The sequence below is a fragment of the Enterobacter sp. HK-058-C-ECC genome (assembly GCF_047531125.1).
Taxonomy (GTDB): domain Bacteria; phylum Pseudomonadota; class Gammaproteobacteria; order Enterobacterales; family Enterobacteriaceae; genus Enterobacter; species Enterobacter quasiroggenkampii.
Genome location: NZ_JBLKCH010000019.1, coordinates 1 through 22,275 on the forward strand (window position 1 = coordinate 1; position 22,275 = coordinate 22,275).

The window sequence follows — 22,275 nt, forward strand, 5'->3', positions numbered from 1 at the left end:
TCACTCAGAGACTTGGTATTCATTTATTGTCCGAAGACATTAAGAATCCATGTCACTTTGAGTGCCCACACAGATTGTCTGATAAATTGTTAAAGAGCAATGCAACGCGGCTTTCGCTCACCGTTGCGAGGTGGCGTATATTACGCTTTCCTCTTTCAGAGTCAACCCGTTATTTCAGGATTTTTTCTCTTCAACCGACCGCGTTGTCTGTGAAGTGATTCACATCCGCCGTGTCGATGGAGGCGCATTATAGGGAGCCGCCGAGGAATGACAAGCGGAAAAATGCATTTTTATTTCAACCGCTCATCTTTTCACCAGAAAGGCTATTTTTGGTGCTTTTTAATCTCTTTTGGCAGCTCGGCCAGACTATTAATTACCCAATCCGCCGCATTCTCAGCTTCTGGCGTCACAGGCTTGCCGGTGCGCACTAATATTTTGGTGCCTACACCCGCTGCTGCAGCTGCCTGCATATCTTCCAGTTTATCGCCCACCATATAAGAAGCCGCCATATCAATGTGCAGGAACTCCTGCGCAGAGATGAACATTCCCGGATGCGGCTTACGGCAATCACAGGTCTGACGATATTCTTCTACGGTTCCCTGTGGGTGATGCGGACAATAGTAGATGCCATCGAGATCCACACCGCGATCGGCCAGTGACCAGTCCATCCATTCCGTCAGCGTCTCAAACTGCGCTTCGGTAAATTTACCGCGTGCAATACCGGACTGGTTCGTCACCACCACCAGCGCATAGCCCATCTCTTTCAACTGGCGCATGGCATCTATTACGCCCTCGATAAACTCGAACTCATCAATCTCATGGACGTAACCGTGATCCACATTAATAGTGCCGTCACGATCGAGGAAAATTGCGGGTACTGATTTTGCCACCGGTTTGCTCCTGAAAAAGGCATGTTCGACTAGTATCTCATGAATCGCAGCGCAATAAAGTGCTCATCGTACAGAGTTGGATTGATTTAGACGTCTGGATGCCTTAACATCCGTTTTGTTTACGGTCATCACCCGTATCTGGCAGAAGAAAATGCCACGGCTAACTTACATACGATAAAAATAATCTAATGATTAAACTTTCCAATATCACCAAAGTGTTCCAGCAGGGGAACCGAACCATTCAGGCGCTGAACAACGTCAGCCTGCATGTTCCTGCTGGTCAAATTTATGGCGTCATTGGCGCATCGGGTGCAGGTAAAAGCACGCTGATCCGTTGTGTTAACCTGCTTGAGCGCCCAACCCAGGGCAGCGTAGAAGTTGGCGGCCAGGAACTTACCGCCCTTTCAGAGAAAGAACTCACCAAAGCGCGTCGTCAGATTGGCATGATTTTCCAGCACTTTAACCTGCTGGCCTCCCGCACCGTGTTCGGCAACGTTGCCTTACCGCTTGAGCTGGATAACACGCCGAAAGAAGAAGTGAAGCGTCGCGTCACCGAGCTGCTCGACCTCGTGGGTCTTGGCGATAAACATGATAGCTACCCGGCAAATCTGTCCGGTGGGCAAAAACAACGTGTGGCCATTGCCCGCGCGCTGGCAAGCAATCCTAAGGTACTGCTGTGCGATGAAGCCACCAGCGCACTGGATCCGGCAACCACGCGTTCGATTCTGGAACTGCTGAAGGACATTAATCGTCGCCTGGGCCTGACGATCCTCCTTATTACGCACGAGATGGACGTGGTGAAACGCATCTGTGACTGCGTGGCGGTCATCAGCAACGGTGAACTGATCGAGCAAGACACGGTAAGTGAAGTGTTCTCGCATCCGAAAACCCCGCTGGCGCAGCAGTTCATCCAGTCCACGCTGCATCTGGATATTCCGGAAGACTATCTGGAGCGTTTGAAAACCGAACCCGCTGCTGACAGCGTCCCGATGCTGCGCATGGAGTTCACCGGCCAGTCCGTTGATGCCCCCCTGCTTTCCGAAACCGCACGTCGCTTTAACGTGAACAACAACATCATCAGCGCGCAGATGGATTACGCCGGTGGCGTCAAGTTCGGCATCATGCTGACAGAAATGCACGGCACACAAGAAGAAACCCAGGCAGCCATTGCCTGGCTGCAAGAACATCACGTAAAAGTAGAGGTACTGGGTTATGTCTGAGCCAATGATGTGGCTGCTGGTTCGCGGCGTTTGGGAAACGCTGGCAATGACCTTTGTCTCTGGCTTCTTTGGTTTTGTGATTGGCCTGCCGGTCGGCGTGTTGCTGTACGTGACGCGTCCGGGTCAAATCATTGAGAACGCGAAGCTGTACCGTACGCTCTCTGCGCTGGTGAACATCTTCCGTTCTATCCCGTTCATTATTTTACTGGTGTGGATGATTCCGTTTACCCGCGTGATCGTCGGAACGTCTATCGGTCTGCAGGCAGCGATCGTTCCGCTGACCGTTGGCGCTGCGCCGTTTATCGCCCGTATGGTGGAAAACGCCCTGCTGGAAATCCCAACCGGTTTGATCGAAGCTTCCCGTGCGATGGGCGCCACGCCGATGCAGATCGTCCGCAAGGTTCTGCTGCCGGAGGCACTGCCAGGGCTGGTGAATGCGGCAACCATTACGCTTATCACCCTGGTCGGTTATTCGGCGATGGGCGGTGCCGTAGGCGCGGGCGGTTTAGGTCAGATTGGTTACCAGTACGGCTATATTGGATATAACGCGACCGTGATGAATACCGTTCTGGTATTGCTGGTTGTGCTGGTTTACTTAATCCAGTTCTCTGGCGATCGCATCGTCCGGGCTGTTACGCATAAATAACGTTACACACAACACAAACTCTACGAGTTAAGGATAAAACATGGCGTTTAAATTAAAGACCTTCGCAGCAGTAGGCGCGCTGATCGGCTCTCTGGCACTGGTGGGTTGCGGTCAGGACGAAAAGGATCCAAACCACATTAAAGTGGGCGTTATCGTAGGTGCAGAACAGCAGGTTGCGGAAGTTGCTCAGAAAGTGGCAAAAGAGAAGTATGGCCTGGACGTGGAGCTGGTGACCTTCAACGATTACGTTCTGCCGAACGAAGCGCTGAGCAAAGGCGATATCGACGCCAACGCCTTCCAGCATAAGCCATACCTGGACCAGCAGATCAAAGATCGTGGCTATAAACTGGTGGGTGTCGGTAACACCTTCGTTTATCCGATTGCCGGTTACTCTAAGAAAATTAAATCACTGGACGAACTGCAGCCGGGCTCTCAGGTTGCCGTGCCTAACGACCCAACTAACCTTGGTCGTTCCCTGCTGCTGCTGCAGAAAGTGGGCCTGATCAAACTGAAAGACGGTGTTGGCCTGCTGCCAACCGTTCTGGACGTCACCGAGAACCCGAAAAATCTGAAAATCGTTGAACTGGAAGCACCGCAGCTGCCACGTTCTCTGGACGATGCGCAGATTGCTCTGGCCGTTATCAACACCACGTACGCCAGCCAGATTGGCCTGACGCCAGCCAAAGACGGTATCTTCGTTGAAGATAAAGACTCCCCGTACGTTAACCTGATCGTGACTCGCGAAGACAACAAGGACGCGGAAAACGTGAAGAAATTCGTTCAGGCCTATCAGTCAGACGAAGTTTACCAGGAAGCCAACAAAGTGTTTAACGGCGGTGCTGTTAAAGGCTGGTAATCTCACCTCAGTGTAATATCATCAGGACGGGCTTATGCCCGTCTTGTCATTTGTGCAGTCAACTGATTCAATATCTGACGTTTTGATTATCCATTGAGGAAATATTATGCGTGCTTTACCGATCTGTCTTTTAGCACTCATGCTGAGCGGCTGTTCTATGCTAAGCAGATCTCCCGTTGAACCTGTTCAAAGCACGGCAACCCCGTCAAAGACCGAGCCTGCGAAACCGAAAGTGGTTCGCCCTGCGCCGGTTCGCATTATCACGAAAGCGGACGAACTCGTCGGTAAACCGTTCCGTGAACTGGGCGAAGTGAGCGGCGAATCCTGTCAGGCGACTAATCAGGACTCACCACCGAATATTCCGACTGCGCGTAAACGCATGCAGATTAATGCCGCAAAAATGAAAGCTAACGCGGTCCTGCTGCACAGCTGTGAAGTCACCAGCGGCACGCCGGGCTGCTACCGTCAGGCGGTGTGCATCGGTTCTGCGCTGAACATCACGGCGAAATGAGTGCATTTCAGTTCGAGCAGATAGGCGTTATCCACTCTCCTTATAAAGAGAAGTTCGCCGTCCCCCGCCAGCCCGGTCTTGTCACCAGCGGACGCGGTGAGCTTCACCTGATTGCGCCTTACAATCAGGCCGATGCGGTACGCGGGCTCGAGGCGTTCAGCCATCTGTGGGTGGTGTTCGTGTTTCACCAGACGATGGAAGGCGGCTGGCGTCCTACCGTGCGTCCTCCTCGTCTTGGCGGCAATGCGAGAATGGGGGTGTTTGCGACGCGCTCGACCTTTCGTCCAAACCCGGTTGGCATGTCGCTGGTTGAACTGAAAGGCATACGCTGCCAGAAAGATCGGGTGATACTCGAGTTAGGTAGCCTGGACCTGGTCGACGGCACGCCGGTGATCGACATCAAACCCTATTTACCCTTCGCCGAAGCCCTTCCGGACGCGCGTGCAAGCTATGCCCAGGACGCACCACAGGCAGATATGCCGGTGTATTTTACCCCTGAGCTCGCCTCGCAGCTCGGTCAACTGGAGAAACGCTATCCTCGCTTACGGGATTTCATCACCGAAGTGCTGGCACAGGACCCGCGTCCAGCCTACCGTAAAGAAGAGGAAGCAGGCAAAACGTACGCCGTCTGGCTGCTGGATTTTAACGTTCGCTGGCGCGTCACCGGGGCAGGTTTTGAAGTGTTTGCTCTGGAACCCAGGTAATTTTGTTCTCCTCTCTTTTGGCATCTTTGCCACACTGGTAAACTAAACCACTTTTTTTGTGTCAGGCTGGTGTTTCAGCCTGTTCCAATCGTCGAAATGGAACCGTAACAACATGCGTACTAGCCAATATCTGCTCTCCACTCTGAAGGAGACGCCTGCCGACGCCGAAGTGATCAGCCATCAGCTGATGCTGCGCGCCGGGATGATCCGCAAGCTGGCCTCCGGGTTATACACCTGGCTGCCGACCGGCGTGCGCGTCCTGAAAAAAGTCGAAAACATCGTGCGTGAAGAGATGAACAACGCCGGTGCTATCGAGGTGTCCATGCCTGTGGTTCAGCCCGCTGACCTGTGGCAGGAGAGTGGCCGTTGGGAACAATATGGCCCTGAACTGCTGCGCTTCGTCGATCGCGGCGAGCGTCCGTTCGTTCTCGGCCCAACGCATGAAGAAGTCATTACCGACCTGATTCGTAATGAGCTGAGCTCTTACAAACAGCTGCCGCTGAACTTCTTCCAGATCCAGACCAAGTTCCGTGACGAAGTTCGCCCACGTTTCGGCGTTATGCGCTCTCGCGAATTCCTGATGAAAGATGCCTACTCTTTCCATACCTCTCAGGAATCCCTGCAAGAGACGTACGACGCAATGTACGCGGCATACAGCAAAATCTTCTCCCGCATGGGTCTGGATTTCCGCGCTGTGCAGGCTGATACCGGCTCCATCGGCGGTAGCGCATCCCATGAATTCCAGGTTCTGGCGCAGAGCGGTGAAGACGATGTGATCTTCTCTGACTCCTCTGATTACGCGGCGAACATCGAATTTGCAGAAGCGCTGGCACCAAAAGAACCGCGTGCTGCGGCAACGCAAGAGATGACGCTGGTTGATACGCCAAACGCGAAAACCATTGCCGAACTGGTTGAGCAGTTCAACCTGCCGATCGAAAAAACCGTTAAGACCCTGCTGGTGAAATCCACCGAAGGGAGCGCTTACCCGCTGGTTGCCCTGCTGGTGCGTGGCGATCACGAGCTGAACGAAGTGAAAGCCGAGAAGCTGCCGCAGGTCGCCAGCCCGCTGACGTTTGCCACTGAAGCGGAAATCCGCGCCGTGGTCAATGCTGGGCCAGGTTCTCTCGGTCCGGTGAATATGCCGGTGCCTGTTGTTATTGACCGCACGGTAGCCGCGATGAGCGACTTCTCCGCTGGTGCGAACATCGACGGTAAACACTACTTCGGCATCAACTGGGAACGCGACGTGGCGACGCCGGAAGTGGCTGACATCCGTAACGTGGTCGCAGGCGACCCAAGCCCGGACGGTCAAGGTACCCTGATGATCAAGCGCGGTATCGAAGTGGGTCACATCTTCCAGCTGGGCGATAAATACTCGCGCGCGCTGAACGCCGCCGTTCAGGGTGAAGATGGCCGTAACCAGATCCTGACCATGGGTTGCTACGGTATCGGGGTGACGCGCGTGGTAGCTGCGGCGATTGAGCAGAACTACGACGAGCGCGGCATCGTCTGGCCGGACAACATCGCGCCGTTCCAGGTCGCTATTCTGCCAATGAACATGCACAAGTCTTACCGCGTACAGGAGCTGGCCGAGAAGCTGTATGCCGAGCTGCGTGCGCAGGGTATCGAAGTGCTGATGGATGACCGTAAAGAGCGTCCGGGCGTGATGTTTGCCGATATGGAACTGATCGGTATCCCACACACCGTCGTGATCGGCGACCGTAACCTCGATAGCGACGAGATTGAATACAAATACCGTCGCAGCGGCGAAAAACAGATGATCAAGACCGGCGACATTCTTGATTACCTGGTGAAAGCCATCAAAGGCTAAACAAAAAACCCCGCTCAGGCGGGGTTTTTTAATGGCGCTACGTCAGCTTATTTGCTGTTACAGTCTTTGCCCGCAATAAATTTCGCGTCTTTGTCCGCCACCAGCGTTTTCACCATCTCTCCGCTATCCGGGTTTGGCTCCAGCGTAAAGTGACCGTCCACCGTCAGCAATATCGGCTTGCTGTCATTGCCGCGCGCCACAGCGTAATCACGCTCAAGCTGGGCATTGTTTGCCACGCTAACCTTCTTGCCGGTTGCGCAGTCGGTAAAGATCGCCGCATCCGCCATATAGAAGTACATCCCGCGCATTGCCATCGGCGTCGCGGGCAGAGCCGCTTTCACCGGCGCCAGCGTGTAGTTGAACTGGGATTCAATAGGATTACCTTCGCGGTCGAGCATCTCCATGCTGTCACCTTTAGGGCGGAACCAGGTTTTCTCGCCGGAGGTATCGGTGAGGACAAGCTTCTCCGCCGTACGCGCCCATGTTCCATAAGTCGCAAAAGAAGAAGGCTCTTTCCCGCCCTGATAGCGCTGGTTCATCACCCAGGTGCCGTCTTTTTGCAGGAACAGGGACGTTTCAATGCCTTCACAGTCCGCGCAAGGCAATACGCCGCGCCAGCTCTGCTGCATTGGTTTTAATTCTTCCGTTTGCGTGGGTTGCAAAACCTGCGTTTCTGAACGGTTGTTACACCCGAAAAGCGCAAACAGCGTACTCACTGCCAGCGCTGACCATAATGCTTTTTTCACAATGAATTCCTTATGAAATTTGTGTTCCCTTTCGTCACTCTGTCGGGCGACGAACTTTACCGCGTAATGCTTTCACTGTGGATTTTTGGGCCTTCGAGGACAGCCGACGCTCTTTCGATGCGCGGGTTGGCCGCGTTGCCCGGCGGCTTTTTTGTACTGCCGTTAATTCTTTGATGACCGCCACCAGCCTGGCGATGGCCGCTTCCCGGTTGAGCTCCTGGCTGCGGTACTCCTGGGCTTTGATCACCATCACGCCATCGTTGGTGATGAGGTGATGGCTGGCAGCAAGCAGACTTTCTTTATAATACTCTGGCAGGCTTGAGGCCCGAATGTCAAAACGCAAATGGATAGCTGTTGAGGCCTTGTTGACGTGCTGCCCACCGGCCCCCTGAGCACGGATGGCGGTGATCTCCAGCTCGTTGTCCGGAATGCTGACGTTTCGGGACAAGACGATCATGAGGCCGGTTGCCACGCCGTTAAATGAATTTCCAGATTATTCTGAGAATCAGAAAGCCAGATTGCACCGTCCTGAATCGTCGCCTGCAACACCATGGTCCGGCTGGCAAAGTCGCTCAGCTGCGCCAGTTGCTCATCATCCAGATACCAGACGGTGAGATTTTTAAACTGTCCGCACTTGCTCTTGTTTTGCTGCCACCAAATCTCTGCAGCACGCTGATTATACGCGAATAAGGCCACTTCAGCGGACTGGGTGCAGGCCTTCTTCATTCTGCGCTCGTCCGGCAGTCCAAGTTCGATCCACAAATCGATACCCAGATGATCGTTGCGCAGCCAGGCTTCAGGCTCGTCTTCTGCGCTTAACCCACGGGTAAATTGCAGACGCTCGTCAGCGTATTTAATCCACGCCAGCAGGCGCAGCATCATGCGCTCCTGGGTTTCGGAGGGGTGGCGTGCCAGCGTCAGCGAGGCGTCCAGGAACTGGTTACGATCAAGATCGGCCACATTGACCACTGCTTTATAGATTGTCGCTTTCAGCGCCATGAGAGAACTCCATTCGAATCAGGCGCTCATTGTAGCGAAAACCGCGGCAAAAGGCTGTTGTAGGGTGATAAATACACCGCTATCAAGGCGCTGATATTGCTTAAATGAGTATGGTATAGTCACCTTGCTAAACCGAGTTTATCTTCGTAGGCTTAATGATATCTCACAGTAAGTCAGTGCGCTGGCGGGAGGGGATGTGAATAATTATTGTGAGTTAATTCGCAAACGGTATGCGGAAATCGCCAGCGGAGATCTGGGGTATGTCCCGGACGCGTTGGGCTGTGTATTGAAAGTGCTTAATGAAGTGGCCTCTGATGAGAGCCTTTCAGAGTCGGTCAGGGAAAAAGCAGCGTATGCTGCGGCGAATTTACTGGTGAGCGATTATGTCGATGAATGATACTTATCAACCCATCAATTGTGATGACTATGACAACCTCGAACTCGCCTGCCAGCATCATTTATTACTGACGCTGGAGCTAAAAGATGGCGAAGTGTTGAAGGCGAAAGCCAACGATCTGGTTTCACGTAAGAACGTGGAATACCTGATAGTGGAAGATGCCGGTGCGACGCGTGAGCTGCGTCTGGATAAAATAGCCAGCTTCAGCCACCCGCAAATCGGCACCGTCGTGGTGAGCGAATCCTGATGACACTAACGGGCAGCCAGGCTGCCCGTTACGCTTTCTGCCACTCAAACCTGACCCCGTCTTCCGCCCATCCCGCTTCCGTGATGAAAACCCCTGCCGCAGCAATCAACGTTTCACCATAGAACAGCAGCGGCGTGGAGTCGCGCAGCCACGGCGGTACGTTGCACTCCTGCCAGATTTTCTTCAGCTTGCGTCCCCCGTTGCGCCCGACAATATGCAGCATGCCGCCAGCCTTAAAGCGTACCGTTACCGGTTCACCGGGCTTCGGCAGCCGCACATGACCAGACGGTATGAGGGAGACACGTCCTGCCTCAGCGGGCAATATCAGCGGAAGCTCAGGAGAAAGCCAGTCAAGCACCACATCGGTCAGGCAGGGCGTTGATTTTACCCACCAGAGTTCCCCTTTATAGCGTCTTACGTCAAAACCGTTCAGGTGGACGCGCGGGGAAGCATCATCCCTCGCCAGGGCAACCTCGTCCCAGATACGGCTCAGCATCGCCCGCGACGGCATCGCAGCGTGATGAGAGGCCAGCCAGCGTCGTAGCAGCGCGGCGCGACGCACCGGGCTCATCGCTGTCAGCGGTGCAATCGCCAGCGCTCCGTCTTTAGAAATCAGTTCAGCCAGCTCGTCACTCAACAGCTCGTCCAGCAGCGTTTCCTGTTCGGCGCACAGCATAGCGCTTCTTGCCGTCGCGTCGGCGAAATGCGGCCAGCGCTCGCTCAATAGCGGGAGGACGCGCAGACGCAGAAAGTTACGATCATACCCGTCATCCTGGTTGCTCTCATCTTCGATCCAGCTCAGCTGATGTTCTCGCGCCCAGGCTTCAAGCGAGGCTCGCGTCTCGCCAAGCAGCGGACGCAATAACGTTGTGCCGGCAAATATTGAACGCGCCGGCATGGCTGAAAGCCCCGCGGGCCCGCTGCCCCGTTTAAGCGCCAGCAGAAAGGTTTCACACTGATCGTCCAGATGCTGGGCCGTAACCAGCGCTTCTCCAGCACGTAATGCCCCGGCAAAGGCGGCATAGCGGGCTTTACGCGCCTGCGCCTCAATGCCCAGCCCTTCCTCTACCAGCGTGACGCGCTCGACGAGGAGCGGGATCGCCCATGCCGCACACAAGGCTTCGCAGTGCGCCACCCACTCCTCTGCGTGAGGACTTAATCCGTGATGAATATGTATCGCCCGCAGCTGGACGTCAGGCTCCTGGTCGCGCCAGCGCTTAAGGCGATGGAGCAGAACGGTGGAATCCAGGCCACCGCTAAACCCCACCAGCAGCTGGCGGTACGGTGAAACGGCGTGTGCGATAGCGGGTAAGGTCATAGGGAATTACACATAAAAAATGCCCGAACTGAGCGGGCATTATCACACAGGACGAAGATTACTGCTGATAAAGCTCCAGCGGCAGGCCGTCCGGGTCGTTGAAAAAGGTAAAGCGCTTGTCGGTGAACGGATCGACGCGGATTGCTTCACACGTCACGCCGTGCGCTTCCAGATGTTTTACTGCGCTATCCAGGTCATCGACGCTGAAGGCAAGATGGCGCAGGCCGCAGGCTTCCGGGCGGGACGGACGCGCAGGCGGAAAAGGAAAAGAGAACAGTTCAATCACATACTGCCCGTTTAACGCCAGATCGCCCTTCCAGGAGTCGCGCTCCTCGCGGTACGCCTCGCTCAACAGCGTAAAACCGAGAATGTCGCAGTAGAAGGCCTTACTCTTCGCGTAATCGGTCGCAATGATCGCAATATGATGAACCTGTTTTAAACCCAGCATAGCTTCTCCTTTTTATGATGCCTGAACGTTACAACCGAAAACCCGCACCATGCAAGCGGTCACCCTTATTTTAGGACTCGCACCCAGTAAACGCCGTTTTCGTCGCGCTTCGCACCGTGGATATCCGTCTCAAAACCGGGATAGTGACGCCCTACCGAACAGAGCATCAGCAGGAAATCGAGCACCGCCCGGCTCTCCTCGGTAATCATCTCTCCTGGCATCAGGAGCGGCACGCCCGGCGGGTAAGGCAGGATCATGTTGGCCGATACGCGTCCAACCAGATTTTCCAGTTCGACGGTTTCGACCTCCCCCCTAACCTGGCGCTGCCACGCCTTGTGCGGGGTAAACTTCATCTCCGGCAACACATCAAACGCCTGAAGCATCAGACGCGGCAGATCGTGCTGACGGATCAGCCTGTGGATCCCCTGGGCAAGATCCTGAATGCGCATATTACGGTAGAAGTCAGGATCCTCCGCATAGAGATCCGGCAGCATGTTCTTCACCCGCAGGTTGAGATCGTAGGCGCGCTTGAACTCCATCAGACCGCGCAACAGCCCCATCGCCCGGGTTTTATCGATCCCAATACTGAACAGGAACAGCAAATTATAGGGGCCTGTTTTCTCCACCACCACGCCGCGTTCATCAAGGAATTTCGCCACCAGCGCGGCCGGGATCCCTTCCTCGCTCATCTTGCCCTGCTCATCCATACCCGGCGTCAGGATCGTCACTTTTACCGGGTCGAGGAACATATGGTCGCTATCGGCATCCCGGAAGCCATGCCAGTCTTCGCCGGGCAGGACGGGCCAGCACTCCGCCTCATCAATCTCTTCCGGCTGCCAGATATCAAAGAACCAGCCGTCGGCTTCCTCTTTCAGCCGCTGAACCTCTTTGCGGAAATGCAGCGCGCGCTCCACCGAACGGTTGATGAGACGTTTGCCCGGATTGCCGCGCAGCATCGCCGCGGCCGTTTCGATAGACGCCACCAGCGGATAGCTCGGTGAGGTGGTGGTATGCATCATAAAGGCTTCGTTAAAGGTCTCTTCGTCGTACTCGCCTTTGATATGAATCAGCGAAGCCTGGGAAAACGCCGCCAGCATTTTGTGCGTCGACTGCGTTTCGAAGAACACTTTACCCGGCACGCGCTCACCGCTCATGCCGCTCTTACCCGCGTAAATCGGGTGGAAATTGGTGTACGGTACCCATGCGGAATCGAAGTGGATCGACGGCACGTCCAGCGTCTTTTTGATCCAGTTCGTGTTGTACAGCAGACCGTCATAGGTCGAGTTGGTGATCACCGCATGGACAGGCCAGCCTGCGCCGGGCACTGCCGCGACCTTGCTTTCAATGGCTTCATGCATGAACTCCCGGCGCGGAATACCACCAAGAATACCGAGCGCGTTACGCGTGGGTGACAGCCAGAGCGGTACGACGTCGCTCATCATCAGCAGGTGCGCCAGCGATTTATGGCAGTTACGGTCAATCAGCAGGGTGCTGCCCGCAGGCGCGGCGTACATCCCGACGATTTTGTTCGAGGTCGAGGTGCCGTTGGTCACCATATAGCTCTGCTCGGCCCCAAAGGTGCGGGCGATATACTCTTCAGCTTCCAGATGCGGGCCGGTATGATCCAGCAACGAGCCAAGTTCGGTGACTGAAATGGACACGTCCGCTTTCAGCGTGTTGCCACCAAAGAAATCATAGAACAGGCAGCCCACCGGGCTTTTTTGGTAGGCCGTCCCCGCCATATGGCCCGGCGTACAGAAGGTATATTTTCCCTCTTTCACGTAGGTGAAGAGCGCCCGGGTAAACGGTGGCGTAATGTTATCGAGATATTCATTCGTGTATTGCTGAATGCGGGTCGCAATGTCTTCCGCCACGCCGAGTGAATATTCAAAGAACCACAGCGCCATACGCATATCATTGGCGCTGACGTCCATGGTTGAGTGGGTATTGATAAAGGCGTACAGCGGGAGATATTCGTTCAGCTTGTTGATATCGCTGCACAGTTCGAGGTCATATTCATCCCAGTCGAAGATCACGCCGCAGATACGCGGGTTATGCTCGATGAACTTCAGCAGATCGGCACTGTTGTGCGGCCAGATTAGCTGATACCCGCGCGACTGCAGGGCTTGCTCCAGCTCCTTAATCGGCTCATCTTTATAAAAGACGCCGTGTGGCCCCATAACGGCAATGATATTCATGGGCTTCCTCCTTAAAAAACATTAGCTAAGCATAGTCCGGCTAAACCGCAGGTATAAAAAAAGCCGCAACATTGTGCGGCTTTTCAGATAATTGTGAAGCTTACGCGTAGCCGTAAGTCATCAGGCGCTGGTAACGGCGGTTGAGCAGATCTTCTTTGCTCAGCACGTCCAGGTCTGCCAGATCGGCCAGCAGCTGCGCTTTCAGGGACGCTGCCATCACTTCCGGCTTACGATGTGCACCACCCAGCGGTTCCGGGATGATGGAATCGATCAGCTTAAGCTCTTTCAGACGTGGCGCAATGATGCCCATCGCTTCGGCAGCCAGAGGTGCTTTGTCGGCACTTTTCCACAGAATGGACGCACAGCCTTCCGGGGAGATAACGGAATAGGTGCTGTACTGCAGCATATTCACTTTATCGCCCACGCCAATCGCCAGCGCGCCACCGGAACCCCCTTCACCGATAACGGTACAAATGACCGGCACCTTCAGACGAGACATCTCGCGCAGGTTGCGTGCGATGGCTTCAGACTGGCCGCGCTCTTCCGCGCCCACGCCAGGGTAGGCACCCGGGGTGTCGATGAAGGTGATGATTGGCATGTTGAAACGCTCAGCCATCTCCATCAGACGCAGGGCTTTACGGTAGCCTTCTGGGGCCGGCATACCGAAGTTACGACGGATTTTCTCTTTGGTTTCACGACCTTTCTGATGACCAATGATCATCACCGGGCGTCCGTCCAGACGCGCGATACCGCCAACGATAGCTTTGTCGTCAGCGTATGCGCGATCGCCTGCCAGTTCGTCAAATTCGTCAAACGCCAGGCGGACATAATCCAGGGTGTACGGACGCTGTGGATGGCGAGCCAGCTGGGCCACCTGCCATGCGCCGAGATCGGCAAAGATTTTGCGCGTCAGCTCTACGCTTTTCTCGCGCAGACGATGCACTTCTTCGTCGATGTTAATATCCAGTTTTTCATCCTGACGGCTTACCGCTGTCAGAGAATCGATTTTCGCTTCCAGCTCAGCAATCGGCTGTTCGAAATCAAGGAAATTCAGACTCATAGTATTCCTGTATTAGTCAAACTCCAGTTCCACCTGCTCCGAACCAATGAGGCCACGGAGATCGTTCAGTAAACGATCGCTCGGAGAGACACGCCACGTTGCACCAAAGCGCAACCGCGCACGTGCATCCGCCCTCTGATAGTAGAGATGTACTGGAATTGTCCCCGAGCGGTGGGGTTCCAGAGACTGACGGAGTCGGTTTAAAAGCTGGTCATCAATTTGCCTGTCCGTCAGCGAGATAGCAAGCCCGCGAGCATATTTTTCCCGGGCTTCGTCAATGTCCATCACTTCGCGGGCGGTCATTTTAAGCCCCCCACTGAAGTCATCAAAGCTGACCTGTCCGCTGACGATAAGTATGCGGTCTTTTTCCAGCAATTGCTGGTATTTATCCAGCGCGTCGGTGAACAGCATCACCTCCAGACGCCCGGAACGGTCATCCAACGTACAGATGCCGATACGATTGCCGCGCTTGGTGACCATAACCCTTGCAGCAATCACGAGCCCCGCAGCCGTGGTGATTTTACCACGTTCTGTCGGATGCATGTCTTTTAGCCTGTGGCCGCCGACATAGCGCTCAATTTCTTTAATGTACTGGTTGATCGGGTGACCCGTCAGGTACAAGCCTAACGTTTCACGCTCGCCGTCCAGCACCACCTGTTCTGGCCACGGCTGGCAGTTGGAATACGACTGTTCAATCTGCTCCGGCTCTTCCGCCAGCACCCCGAACATATCCGCCTGGCCAATGGCTTCCGCTTTCGCGTGCTGATCCGCCGCTTTCAGGGCGTCGCCCAGCGAGTTCATCAGCGCGGCGCGGTGCGGCCCCAGCCTGTCGAACGCGCCAGACATGATCAGTTTTTCCAGCACGCGGCGGTTCAGTTTTTTGGTATCGGTACGGGCGCAGAGATCGAACAGCTCGCGGAAATAGCCGCCGTTGTTGCGCGCTTCGATGATCGCCTCGATCGGCCCCTCACCTACGCCCTTGATCGCGCCAATCCCGTAAACGATCTCCCCGTCGTCATTGACGTGGAAATGGTAAAGACCCGAGTTGATATCCGGCGGCAGGATCTTCAGCCCCATGCGCCAGCACTCATCCACCAGCCCTACCACCTTCTCGGTGTTGTCCATATCCGCGGTCATTACCGCAGCCATAAACTCAGCAGGATAGTGTGCCTTCAGCCACAGCGTTTGATACGACACCAAAGCATAGGCAGCGGAGTGAGATTTGTTAAATCCGTACCCGGCGAATTTCTCCACCAGGTCGAAAATTTTCATCGCCAGTTCGCCGTCAACGCCGTTTTTCTTCGCACCGTCTTCAAAGATAGAGCGCTGCTTGGCCATCTCTTCCGGCTTTTTCTTACCCATCGCACGACGCAGCATGTCCGCGCCGCCGAGGGTATAGCCGGAAAGCACCTGGGCGATCTGCATAACCTGTTCCTGGTACAGGATGATGCCGTAGGTGGGCTCCAGCACCGGCTTCAGGCTTTCGTGCTGCCACTGAACATCCGGGTAGGAAATCTCTTCACGCCCGTGCTTACGGTCGATAAAGTTATCTACCATCCCTGACTGCAGCGGGCCCGGACGGAACAGGGCCACCAGAGCGATCATATCTTCGAAGCAGTCGGGCTGCAGACGCTTAATCAGATCTTTCATGCCGCGGGATTCAAGCTGGAAGACGGCGGTGGTCTCCGAGCGCTGCAGCATGTCGAAACTTTTCTTGTCATCCAGCGGGATGGCCGCGATATCCAACGGCGGCTCGCCGTTCTTCTCGCGGCGGGCGTTGATCATCTCCAGCGCCCAGTTAATGATGGTCAACGTACGCAGGCCAAGGAAGTCGAACTTCACCAGCCCGGCGTATTCTACGTCGTTCTTGTCAAACTGGGTAACCGGGTGTTGGCCCGCTTCATCGCAGTAGAGCGGTGCAAAATCCGTAATTTTAGTCGGGGCGATAACCACGCCCCCTGCATGCTTACCGGCGTTACGCGTGACGCCTTCCAGCTTGCGCGCCATGTCGATCAGCGCTTTGACTTCTTCGTCCGCTTCGTAGATTTCCGGCAACTGCGGTTCAGCCTCAAAGGCTTTTGCCAGCGTCATGCCCGGATCGGGCGGCACCAGTTTAGAGATGCGATCGACAAACCCGTACGGGTGGCCCAGCACGCGGCCCACGTCACGGATAACCGCTTTCGCCGCCATCGTACCGAAGGTAATGATCTGCGATACCGCGTCACGGCCGTACATATCGGCCACGTGCTCAATCACCTGGTCGCGTTTCTCCATGCAGAAGTCGACGTCGAAGTCGGGCATCGAGACACGCTCCGGGTTGAGGAAACGTTCGAACAGCAGGTCGAATTCCAGCGGATCGAGGTCGGTAATTTTCAGCGCATACGCCACCAGCGAACCTGCACCGGAGCCACGCCCCGGTCCGACCGGCACGCCGTTATCCTTCGACCACTGGATAAACTCCATAACGATCAGGAAGTAGCCCGGGAAGCCCATCTGGTTGATCACCTGGAGTTCAATATCCAGGCGTTCGTCATACTCAGGGCGACGCTTTTTACGCTCTTCTTCATCCGGGAACAGGAATTCCAGACGCTCTTCCAGACCTTCTTTTGATTTCGCGACCAGGAAATCTTCCGTGGTCATGTCTCCCGTCGGGAATTGCGGCAGGAAGTATTCGCCGAGGCGGACGGTGACGTTGCAGCGCTTGGCAATCTCTACGCTGTTTTCCAGCGCTTCGGGGATATCGGAGAAGAGCTCACACATCTCCTCCTCGCTGCGCATGTACTGTTGTGCGGAGTAATTACGCGGCCGCTTCGGATCGTCGAGGGTGAAACCATCGTGGATCGCCACGCGAATCTCATGCGCGTCGAAATCACCCGCCTCAAGGAACCGCACGTCGTTGGTGGCCACCACGGGCAACCCGCGCTCTTCTGCGAGCGCCACCGCGGCATGAAGATAGCTCTCTTCATCCTGACGGCCGGTACGGATCAACTCCAGGTAATAACGATTCGGGAAATATTCTTCATAGAACGAGACGCATTGATCCACTAGCGCACTATTGCCGCGCAGCAGACATTTGCCGACGTCACCCATACGGCCACCCGAGATCAGCAGTAGCCCTTCGTTCAGCTCGGCCAGCCAGTCACGGTCGATCCACGGCCCCAGCGCGCCATAGCCGCGCTGATAGGCTTTTGAGATAAGCAGGGTGAGGTTTTGATAACCCGTGTTGTTCATCGCCAGCACGGAGATTTGCGTCATTTCATCGCCGATGAGATCGCTCTGCACATGAAAATCTGCACCGACGATGGGCTTCATCCCCGCGCCGTGCGCCGTTCCGTAGAACTTCACCAGGCCACACAGGTTGGTAAAATCGGTGATCGCCAGCGCGGGCATGCCAAGGGAGGCCGCCTTTTTTACCAGCGGCCCGGTCTTCGCCAGCCCATCGATCATGGAGTAGTCGCTATGCACCCGCAGGTGTACGAAACGTGGTTCAGCCATCTTCAGATTCCGCGTTACTTAATTGCTTGCGTAATGATTCAGGACACCCGTCCCAGGGCGCGTTTCACCGGGCCAAAACTGCGCCGATGGTGTTCGGTTGCGCCATGTTCAGCCAGCCTCTCCAGGTGGAAAGGTGTGGGATATCCCTTATGCTGGGCGAAACCATACTGAGGGTAAGTGAGGTCCAGCGCGGCCATTTCGGCGTCGCGTGTCACTTTGGCAATAATAGAAGCTGCGCTAATTTCTGCGACCCGGCTATCGCCTTTGACCACTGCCATTGAAGGCATGGGCAATGCCGGACAGCGGTTGCCGTCAATCAGGACATATTCAGGGGCGATTTTCAGCCCCGCTACCGCACGCTGCATCGCCAGCATCGTGGCATGCAAAATATTCAGCTCGTCTATCTCATGCGGCTCAGCGCGCCCGAGGCTCCAGGCCAGCGCTTTCTCCTGAATCTCACTAAACAGCGCCAGCCGGCGCTTTTCAGACAATTTTTTAGAGTCGTTCAGCCCGACGATCGGCCGAGCCGGATCGAGGATCACCGCAGCGGTCACCACGGCTCCCACTAACGGACCACGACCCACTTCGTCCACACCCGCCACAAGGTGGGTGTGAGGATAAACAAATTCCATCATTTTGCTAACTCCAGCACCGCATCGGCCGCTTGCTCATCAGCATGACAGCGGATCAGTTGATGCAGTTCACGGAAGGTATCGTGCATCTGGTGACTGGTTTTACCGTTGGCGAGCAGCGGCAGCAGCGCCTCCGCAAGCGCCTGCGGCTGGCACTCATCCTGCAGCAGCTCTTTCACCAGCTCGCGCCCGGCAAGCAGGTTTGGCAGGGAGACATAATCCGTTTTCACCAGTCGTTTTGCCAGCCAGAAGGTAAACGGCTTCATGCGATAACCGACCACCATCGGGCATTTCGCCAGCATACACTCCAGCGCCGCCGTGCCGGAGGCCAGCAGTGCGGCATCGCTCGCATACATCGCTTCCCGCCCCTGCCCATCCAGAAGACGGACGTGAAGATCCGGGGCGACGTCTGCTTTGATGCGCTCAAACTGCTCGCGTCGTTTGGCATTCACCAGCGGCACGACCACTTCGAGATCGGGGTACGTCTGGCGAAGAATTTGCGCAGTCTTGAGGAAATCAGCGCTCAGCATCTCCACTTCTGCGCCACGGCTGCCCGGCAGCAAGGCCAGACAGTGCACATCATGGGGAATGCCCAGCACGTCGCGCGCCGCGTTTTTATCCGGATCCAGTGGCATTGCATCCGCCATGGTATGACCAATAAAACGGCACGGAACATTAAATCTGTCGTAAAACGCTTTTTCGAAAGGCAGGAAAGCCAGCACCAGGTGGGTGGACCGTCCGATTTTGAAAACGCGTTTCTGTCGCCACGCCCAGACGGACGGACTAACGTAGTGAATGGTTTTAATACCCTGCTTTTTCAGATTACCTTCGAGGGTAATATTGAAATCAGGTGCATCGATACCGACAAACACATCGGGTTTGAGTTCGGTAAAGCGGCGGGTAAGATCGGCACGAATGTGCAGCAAACGGCGCAGCCGTCCCAGCACCTCAACGATACCCATCACGGCCAGCTCTTCCATTTCGTACCAGGCTTCACAGCCTTCGGCCTGCATCAGCGGGCCAGCAACGCCGACAAAGCGAGCATTGGGTACACGCGCCTTAAGCGCACGGATGAGACCTGCACCAAGAATATCGCCGGAGGTTTCTCCGGCGACCAGGGCTATCGTAAGCGGACGACTGTCGACCATTAACGAATCAGACCCCTTGTTGAACGGTCAAAGAACTCCATGAACGCGTCCACTTCCGGGTGCTTTTTCGCCAGTTCGGCAATTTCCGGCTTCGCCTCTTCCAGCGTTTTACCGCTGCGGTACAGCAGTTTGTACGCGTTGCGGATGGCAGTAATCGCTTCGCGACTAAAGCCACGACGCTTGAGGCCTTCGATGTTCACGCCAAACGGCGTGGCATGGTTGCCCTGCGCAATCACATACGGTGGGACGTCCTGCGCCACACCGGAGCATCCACCGACCATCACGTGCGCACCAATGATGCAGAACTGATGGACTGCGGTCATGCCGCCAATGATGGCGAAGTCATCAACCGATACGTGTCCTGCCAGCGTGGCGTTGTTGGCAAGAATACAGCGGTCACCCACGGTACAGTCGTGCGCGATATGCGCATTCACCATAAACAGGTTATCGCTGCCCACCTTCGTCAACCCACCACCCTGTACTGTTCCACGATGAATGGTGACGCTTTCGCGAATACGGTTACGATCGCCAATTTCCAGACGGGTCGACTCACCAGCATATTTCAGATCCTGGTTAACTTCGCCGATGGAGGCGAACTGATAGATCTCATTATTGCAGCCAATGGTCGTGTGACCATTCACGACAACGTGAGATTTCAGTACTGTACCCTCACCAATTTCGACATGGGGTCCAACAATACAAAACGGGCCAATGTGGACGTTAGCACCAATGATGGCACCGGTTTCCACAATCGCGGTAGGATGAATAAAGGCGGATTTATCAATCACGTATCAGGACTCCCGGCTACGAGCACACATCATCGTCGCTTCGCAAACAACTTTGCCGTCAACCAGCGCTACGCCTTTGAAGCGAGTCAGGCCACGACGCGTTTTTTCAAAAGTGACTTCCATGATCATCTGATCACCAGGCACGACAGGGCGCTTAAAGCGCGCTTCATCAATACCCGCGAAGTAATACAGCTCACCTGGCTCCAGTTTACCGACGCTTTTGAACGCCAGAATACCGGTAGCCTGAGCCATTGCTTCCAGAATCAACACACCCGGGAAGATAGGCTTACCAGGGAAGTGCCCCTGGAAGAACGGCTCGTTCACGGAAACATTTTTCACTGCGCGCAGAAAACGACCTTCTTCAAAATCCAGCACACGGTCTACCAGCAGAAACGGGTAGCGGTGCGGCAGAAGTTCTAAAATCTCTTCAATATGCAGAGTATGAGTGTCAGTAGTCAAAATACTCTTCCTGTCAAAATGTACTGATAACAATAATAACACGGCCTGCCGGTTTATTAGAAAGCCGACAGGCCGGGAAAAATAGCGTTCAACGGATGACGCTTAGTCTTGTTGATCGATCTTACGCTCAAGAGACTTGAGGCGCTTGCTCATATCATCAATGTTCATCACCAGAGCTGCTGTTTTACGCCATACCTTGTTGGGCTGAAGCGGAATGCCGGAGGAATAGACGCCAGGTTCAGTGATAGGACGCATTACCATGCCCATTCCCGTCACGGTCACCTTGTCGCAAATTTCCATATGGCCATTAATCACGCTCGCACCGCCAATCATGCAATAACGGCCAATTTTCAGGCTGCCCGCCATGATGACGCCACCTGCAACCGCGGTATTGTCGCCAATCACAACGTTATGCGCAATCTGGCACTGGTTATCGATGATAACACCATTGCCAATGATCGTGTCGTCAAGCGCGCCACGGTCAATGGTGGTACAGGCGCCGATCTCCACGCGATCGCCAATAATGACGCGACCAAGCTGCGGGATCTTCACCCAGTTACCGCGATCGTTAGCGTAACCAAAGCCATCAGAACCAATCACGGTGCTGGACTGAACGAGGCAGTTTTCGCCAATTTCCACGTCATGATAAACGGACACATTGGCCCACAAACGGGTCCCCGCGCCGATTTTCGTATTTTTCCCAACGAAGCAGCCTGGGCCAATGACGACGTTATCGCCCAGCACAACGCCGGATTCGATAACCGCATTCGCCCCAACGGCGACGTTGTTACCCAGCCTGGCCGTCTCATCAATCGCTGCGCTGGCAGCAATGTTCTGGGCCGGTTGCGGCGTGGTATCAAGAATTTGAGCCATGCGTGCATACGTCAGGTAGGGGTTTTTCACTACCAGCGCGCTTACAGTGGCAAATGGAAGATCGTCCTGCGTCAGAACAACAGCTGACGCCTGGCATTGAGCCAGTTGCTCACGGTACTTAGGGCTTACCATGAAGGTAATCGTGCCAGCTTTAGCAGATTGCATGGACGCAACAGCGGTGATGACGATATCGCCATCACCGTGTAATTCTGCATCCAACTGCTGAGCTAAATCAGCCAGTCGAATTGAAGGCATTACTTATTTAACCTGTTTCAGAACATCAGCAGTGATGTCTTTAACATCTTTGCTGTTGAAAGCAACGGCGTTCGCATCAACAACCAGATCGATGCTCTGATCGGCAGCCACTGCTTTAACAGCGGTCTGAATGCGAGTCACCAGCTTGCCGCGTTCTTCGTTAGAACGACGCTGACGATCCTGCTCGAAAGCCTGCGCTTTCTGGGAGAACGTCTGGCGCTGAGCCATTACGTCTTTTTCCAGCTTGCTGCGGTCGCTTGCTTTCATGGTAGAACCATCACGCTGCAGACGCTGCATTTTGGACTGAAGATCGTTTTCCATACCCTGCAGTTCGCTTGCACGGCCTTTGAATTCGTTTTCCAGAGTCGCAGAAACACCTGTTTTCTGTGCAACCTGCTGGAACAAATTACCCATGTTGACGATTGCAATTTTGTCTGCTGCCTGAGCAGAAGTTGCCATCGCTAAACCGAGACCTGCAGCTAATAACCACTTTTTCACAATTAACTCCTTACCATCCCATTGGCACCAGAAGGTACCGTTCTTTGCGTGGCAAG

Annotated in this window: 23 protein-coding genes; 8 read left to right on the plus strand and 15 right to left on the minus strand. The window is 55.0% G+C overall.

Annotation, left to right across the window (positions count from 1 at the left end):
- Window positions 1-323: 323 nt before the first annotated feature.
- On the minus strand, window positions 324-890 hold the full coding sequence (gene gmhB / locus ACMWJS_RS21595) for a D-glycero-beta-D-manno-heptose 1,7-bisphosphate 7-phosphatase (protein WP_045907848.1): 567 nt from the start codon (window positions 888-890) through the stop codon (window positions 324-326).
- A gap of 188 nt (window positions 891-1,078) precedes the next feature.
- On the opposite strand from gmhB, the gene metN reads away from it, so the two are divergent.
- From metN to proS, 6 genes are all read left to right on the plus strand, one after another.
- Complete coding sequence (metN, locus tag ACMWJS_RS21600) at window positions 1,079-2,110, plus strand: methionine ABC transporter ATP-binding protein MetN (RefSeq protein WP_023310475.1); 1,032 nt, start codon at window positions 1,079-1,081, stop codon at window positions 2,108-2,110.
- The gene (locus ACMWJS_RS21605; protein ID WP_003856130.1) at window positions 2,103-2,756 is read left to right on the plus strand and encodes a methionine ABC transporter permease MetI; all 654 of its coding nucleotides are present in this window, start codon (window positions 2,103-2,105) and stop codon (window positions 2,754-2,756) included. The genes metN and ACMWJS_RS21605 overlap by 8 nt, the downstream gene beginning before the upstream one ends.
- Window positions 2,757-2,796: 40 nt before the next feature.
- Window positions 2,797-3,612, plus strand: a complete 816-nt coding sequence (gene metQ, locus ACMWJS_RS21610; RefSeq protein ID WP_014168729.1) for a methionine ABC transporter substrate-binding lipoprotein MetQ — start codon at window positions 2,797-2,799, stop codon at window positions 3,610-3,612.
- Window positions 3,613-3,718: 106 nt separating this feature from the next.
- Complete coding sequence (gene rcsF, locus ACMWJS_RS21615) at window positions 3,719-4,123, plus strand: Rcs stress response system protein RcsF (protein ID WP_414747559.1); 405 nt, start codon at window positions 3,719-3,721, stop codon at window positions 4,121-4,123.
- A complete protein-coding gene (gene tsaA, locus ACMWJS_RS21620; protein ID WP_069720184.1) occupies window positions 4,120-4,827 on the plus strand; it encodes a tRNA (N6-threonylcarbamoyladenosine(37)-N6)-methyltransferase TrmO in 708 nt (235 codons plus the stop codon). Before rcsF ends, tsaA begins: the two co-directional genes overlap by 4 nt.
- Before the next feature lie 112 nt (window positions 4,828-4,939).
- Window positions 4,940-6,658: a proline--tRNA ligase gene (proS, locus tag ACMWJS_RS21625; protein ID WP_414747560.1), complete on the plus strand. Its 1,719-nt coding sequence runs from the start codon at window positions 4,940-4,942 to the stop codon at window positions 6,656-6,658.
- Window positions 6,659-6,705: 47 nt separating this feature from the next.
- On the opposite strand, the gene nlpE is transcribed toward proS, so the two are convergent.
- From nlpE to ACMWJS_RS21640, 3 genes are read right to left on the minus strand one after another with little or no spacing between them, the layout of a single operon-like run.
- Window positions 6,706-7,404 carry an envelope stress response activation lipoprotein NlpE gene (gene nlpE / locus ACMWJS_RS21630; protein ID WP_048028427.1) on the minus strand — a complete coding sequence of 233 codons (699 nt, stop codon included), beginning with the start codon at window positions 7,402-7,404 and terminating at the stop codon, window positions 6,706-6,708.
- A 34-nt stretch (window positions 7,405-7,438) separates the two neighbouring features.
- Window positions 7,439-7,861, minus strand: a complete 423-nt coding sequence (arfB, locus tag ACMWJS_RS21635) for an alternative ribosome rescue aminoacyl-tRNA hydrolase ArfB (RefSeq protein WP_414747561.1) — start codon at window positions 7,859-7,861, stop codon at window positions 7,439-7,441.
- Window positions 7,858-8,403, minus strand: a complete 546-nt coding sequence (locus ACMWJS_RS21640; RefSeq protein ID WP_196347003.1) for a YaeQ family protein — start codon at window positions 8,401-8,403, stop codon at window positions 7,858-7,860. Before ACMWJS_RS21640 ends, arfB begins: the two co-directional genes overlap by 4 nt.
- Window positions 8,404-8,599: 196 nt before the next feature.
- On the opposite strand from ACMWJS_RS21640, the gene ACMWJS_RS21645 reads away from it, so the two are divergent.
- Both ACMWJS_RS21645 and rof read left to right on the plus strand, forming a co-directional pair.
- A complete protein-coding gene (locus ACMWJS_RS21645; RefSeq protein ID WP_008501889.1) occupies window positions 8,600-8,800 on the plus strand; it encodes a YaeP family protein in 201 nt (66 codons plus the stop codon).
- Window positions 8,787-9,047: a Rho-binding antiterminator gene (gene rof / locus ACMWJS_RS21650; protein ID WP_024907532.1), complete on the plus strand. Its 261-nt coding sequence runs from the start codon at window positions 8,787-8,789 to the stop codon at window positions 9,045-9,047. Before ACMWJS_RS21645 ends, rof begins: the two co-directional genes overlap by 14 nt.
- Before the next feature lie 28 nt (window positions 9,048-9,075).
- On the opposite strand, the gene tilS is transcribed toward rof, so the two are convergent.
- The 11 genes from tilS to skp all read right to left on the minus strand — a co-directional run bounded on the left by tilS (window position 9,076) and on the right by skp (window position 22,219).
- Window positions 9,076-10,365: a tRNA lysidine(34) synthetase TilS gene (tilS, locus tag ACMWJS_RS21655; protein ID WP_414747562.1), complete on the minus strand. Its 1,290-nt coding sequence runs from the start codon at window positions 10,363-10,365 to the stop codon at window positions 9,076-9,078.
- A gap of 58 nt (window positions 10,366-10,423) precedes the next feature.
- Window positions 10,424-10,813: a VOC family protein gene (locus ACMWJS_RS21660; protein WP_023293230.1), complete on the minus strand. Its 390-nt coding sequence runs from the start codon at window positions 10,811-10,813 to the stop codon at window positions 10,424-10,426.
- Window positions 10,814-10,878: 65 nt separating this feature from the next.
- Window positions 10,879-13,011, minus strand: a complete 2,133-nt coding sequence (locus ACMWJS_RS21665) for a lysine decarboxylase LdcC (protein WP_414747563.1) — start codon at window positions 13,009-13,011, stop codon at window positions 10,879-10,881.
- A 100-nt stretch (window positions 13,012-13,111) separates the two neighbouring features.
- Entirely contained in the window at window positions 13,112-14,071 is a 960-nt protein-coding gene (accA, locus tag ACMWJS_RS21670; RefSeq protein WP_008501895.1) for an acetyl-CoA carboxylase carboxyl transferase subunit alpha, read from the minus strand.
- A gap of 12 nt (window positions 14,072-14,083) precedes the next feature.
- Window positions 14,084-17,566, minus strand: coding sequence for a DNA polymerase III subunit alpha (gene dnaE / locus ACMWJS_RS21675; RefSeq protein WP_045355195.1), 3,483 nt, complete (start codon window positions 17,564-17,566; stop codon window positions 14,084-14,086).
- 38 nt (window positions 17,567-17,604) lie between these two features.
- Complete coding sequence (rnhB, locus tag ACMWJS_RS21680) at window positions 17,605-18,201, minus strand: ribonuclease HII (protein ID WP_045907841.1); 597 nt, start codon at window positions 18,199-18,201, stop codon at window positions 17,605-17,607.
- Entirely contained in the window at window positions 18,198-19,346 is a 1,149-nt protein-coding gene (gene lpxB, locus ACMWJS_RS21685) for a lipid-A-disaccharide synthase (RefSeq protein WP_045907840.1), read from the minus strand. The genes rnhB and lpxB overlap by 4 nt, the downstream gene beginning before the upstream one ends.
- On the minus strand, window positions 19,346-20,134 hold the full coding sequence (gene lpxA / locus ACMWJS_RS21690; protein WP_045907839.1) for an acyl-ACP--UDP-N-acetylglucosamine O-acyltransferase: 789 nt from the start codon (window positions 20,132-20,134) through the stop codon (window positions 19,346-19,348). The genes lpxB and lpxA overlap by 1 nt, the downstream gene beginning before the upstream one ends.
- 3 nt (window positions 20,135-20,137) lie before the next feature.
- On the minus strand, window positions 20,138-20,593 hold the full coding sequence (gene fabZ, locus ACMWJS_RS21695) for a 3-hydroxyacyl-ACP dehydratase FabZ (protein WP_010426706.1): 456 nt from the start codon (window positions 20,591-20,593) through the stop codon (window positions 20,138-20,140).
- A 102-nt stretch (window positions 20,594-20,695) separates the two neighbouring features.
- Window positions 20,696-21,721, minus strand: a complete 1,026-nt coding sequence (gene lpxD, locus ACMWJS_RS21700; RefSeq protein WP_023345460.1) for a UDP-3-O-(3-hydroxymyristoyl)glucosamine N-acyltransferase — start codon at window positions 21,719-21,721, stop codon at window positions 20,696-20,698.
- 3 nt (window positions 21,722-21,724) lie between these two features.
- On the minus strand, window positions 21,725-22,219 hold the full coding sequence (gene skp, locus ACMWJS_RS21705) for a molecular chaperone Skp (protein WP_045907838.1): 495 nt from the start codon (window positions 22,217-22,219) through the stop codon (window positions 21,725-21,727).
- Between the last annotated feature and the right edge of the window lie 56 nt (window positions 22,220-22,275).

Coding starts and splice junctions, on each gene's coding strand:
- metN (WP_023310475.1), top strand. CDS start 1,079: ATGATTAAACTTTCCAATATCACCAAAGTGTTCCAGCAGGGGAACCGA.
- ACMWJS_RS21605 (WP_003856130.1), top strand. CDS start 2,103: ATGTCTGAGCCAATGATGTGGCTGCTGGTTCGCGGCGTTTGGGAAACG.
- metQ (WP_014168729.1), top strand. CDS start 2,797: ATGGCGTTTAAATTAAAGACCTTCGCAGCAGTAGGCGCGCTGATCGGC.
- rcsF (WP_414747559.1), top strand. CDS start 3,719: ATGCGTGCTTTACCGATCTGTCTTTTAGCACTCATGCTGAGCGGCTGT.
- tsaA (WP_069720184.1), top strand. CDS start 4,120: ATGAGTGCATTTCAGTTCGAGCAGATAGGCGTTATCCACTCTCCTTAT.
- proS (WP_414747560.1), top strand. CDS start 4,940: ATGCGTACTAGCCAATATCTGCTCTCCACTCTGAAGGAGACGCCTGCC.
- arfB (WP_414747561.1), bottom strand. CDS start 7,861: ATGATCGTCTTGTCCCGAAACGTCAGCATTCCGGACAACGAGCTGGAG.
- ACMWJS_RS21640 (WP_196347003.1), bottom strand. CDS start 8,403: ATGGCGCTGAAAGCGACAATCTATAAAGCAGTGGTCAATGTGGCCGAT.
- rof (WP_024907532.1), top strand. CDS start 8,787: ATGTCGATGAATGATACTTATCAACCCATCAATTGTGATGACTATGAC.
- tilS (WP_414747562.1), bottom strand. CDS start 10,365: ATGACCTTACCCGCTATCGCACACGCCGTTTCACCGTACCGCCAGCTG.
- ACMWJS_RS21660 (WP_023293230.1), bottom strand. CDS start 10,813: ATGCTGGGTTTAAAACAGGTTCATCATATTGCGATCATTGCGACCGAT.
- ACMWJS_RS21665 (WP_414747563.1), bottom strand. CDS start 13,011: ATGAATATCATTGCCGTTATGGGGCCACACGGCGTCTTTTATAAAGAT.
- accA (WP_008501895.1), bottom strand. CDS start 14,071: ATGAGTCTGAATTTCCTTGATTTCGAACAGCCGATTGCTGAGCTGGAA.
- dnaE (WP_045355195.1), bottom strand. CDS start 17,566: ATGGCTGAACCACGTTTCGTACACCTGCGGGTGCATAGCGACTACTCC.
- rnhB (WP_045907841.1), bottom strand. CDS start 18,201: ATGATGGAATTTGTTTATCCTCACACCCACCTTGTGGCGGGTGTGGAC.
- lpxB (WP_045907840.1), bottom strand. CDS start 19,346: ATGGTCGACAGTCGTCCGCTTACGATAGCCCTGGTCGCCGGAGAAACC.
- lpxD (WP_023345460.1), bottom strand. CDS start 21,721: ATGCCTTCAATTCGACTGGCTGATTTAGCTCAGCAGTTGGATGCAGAA.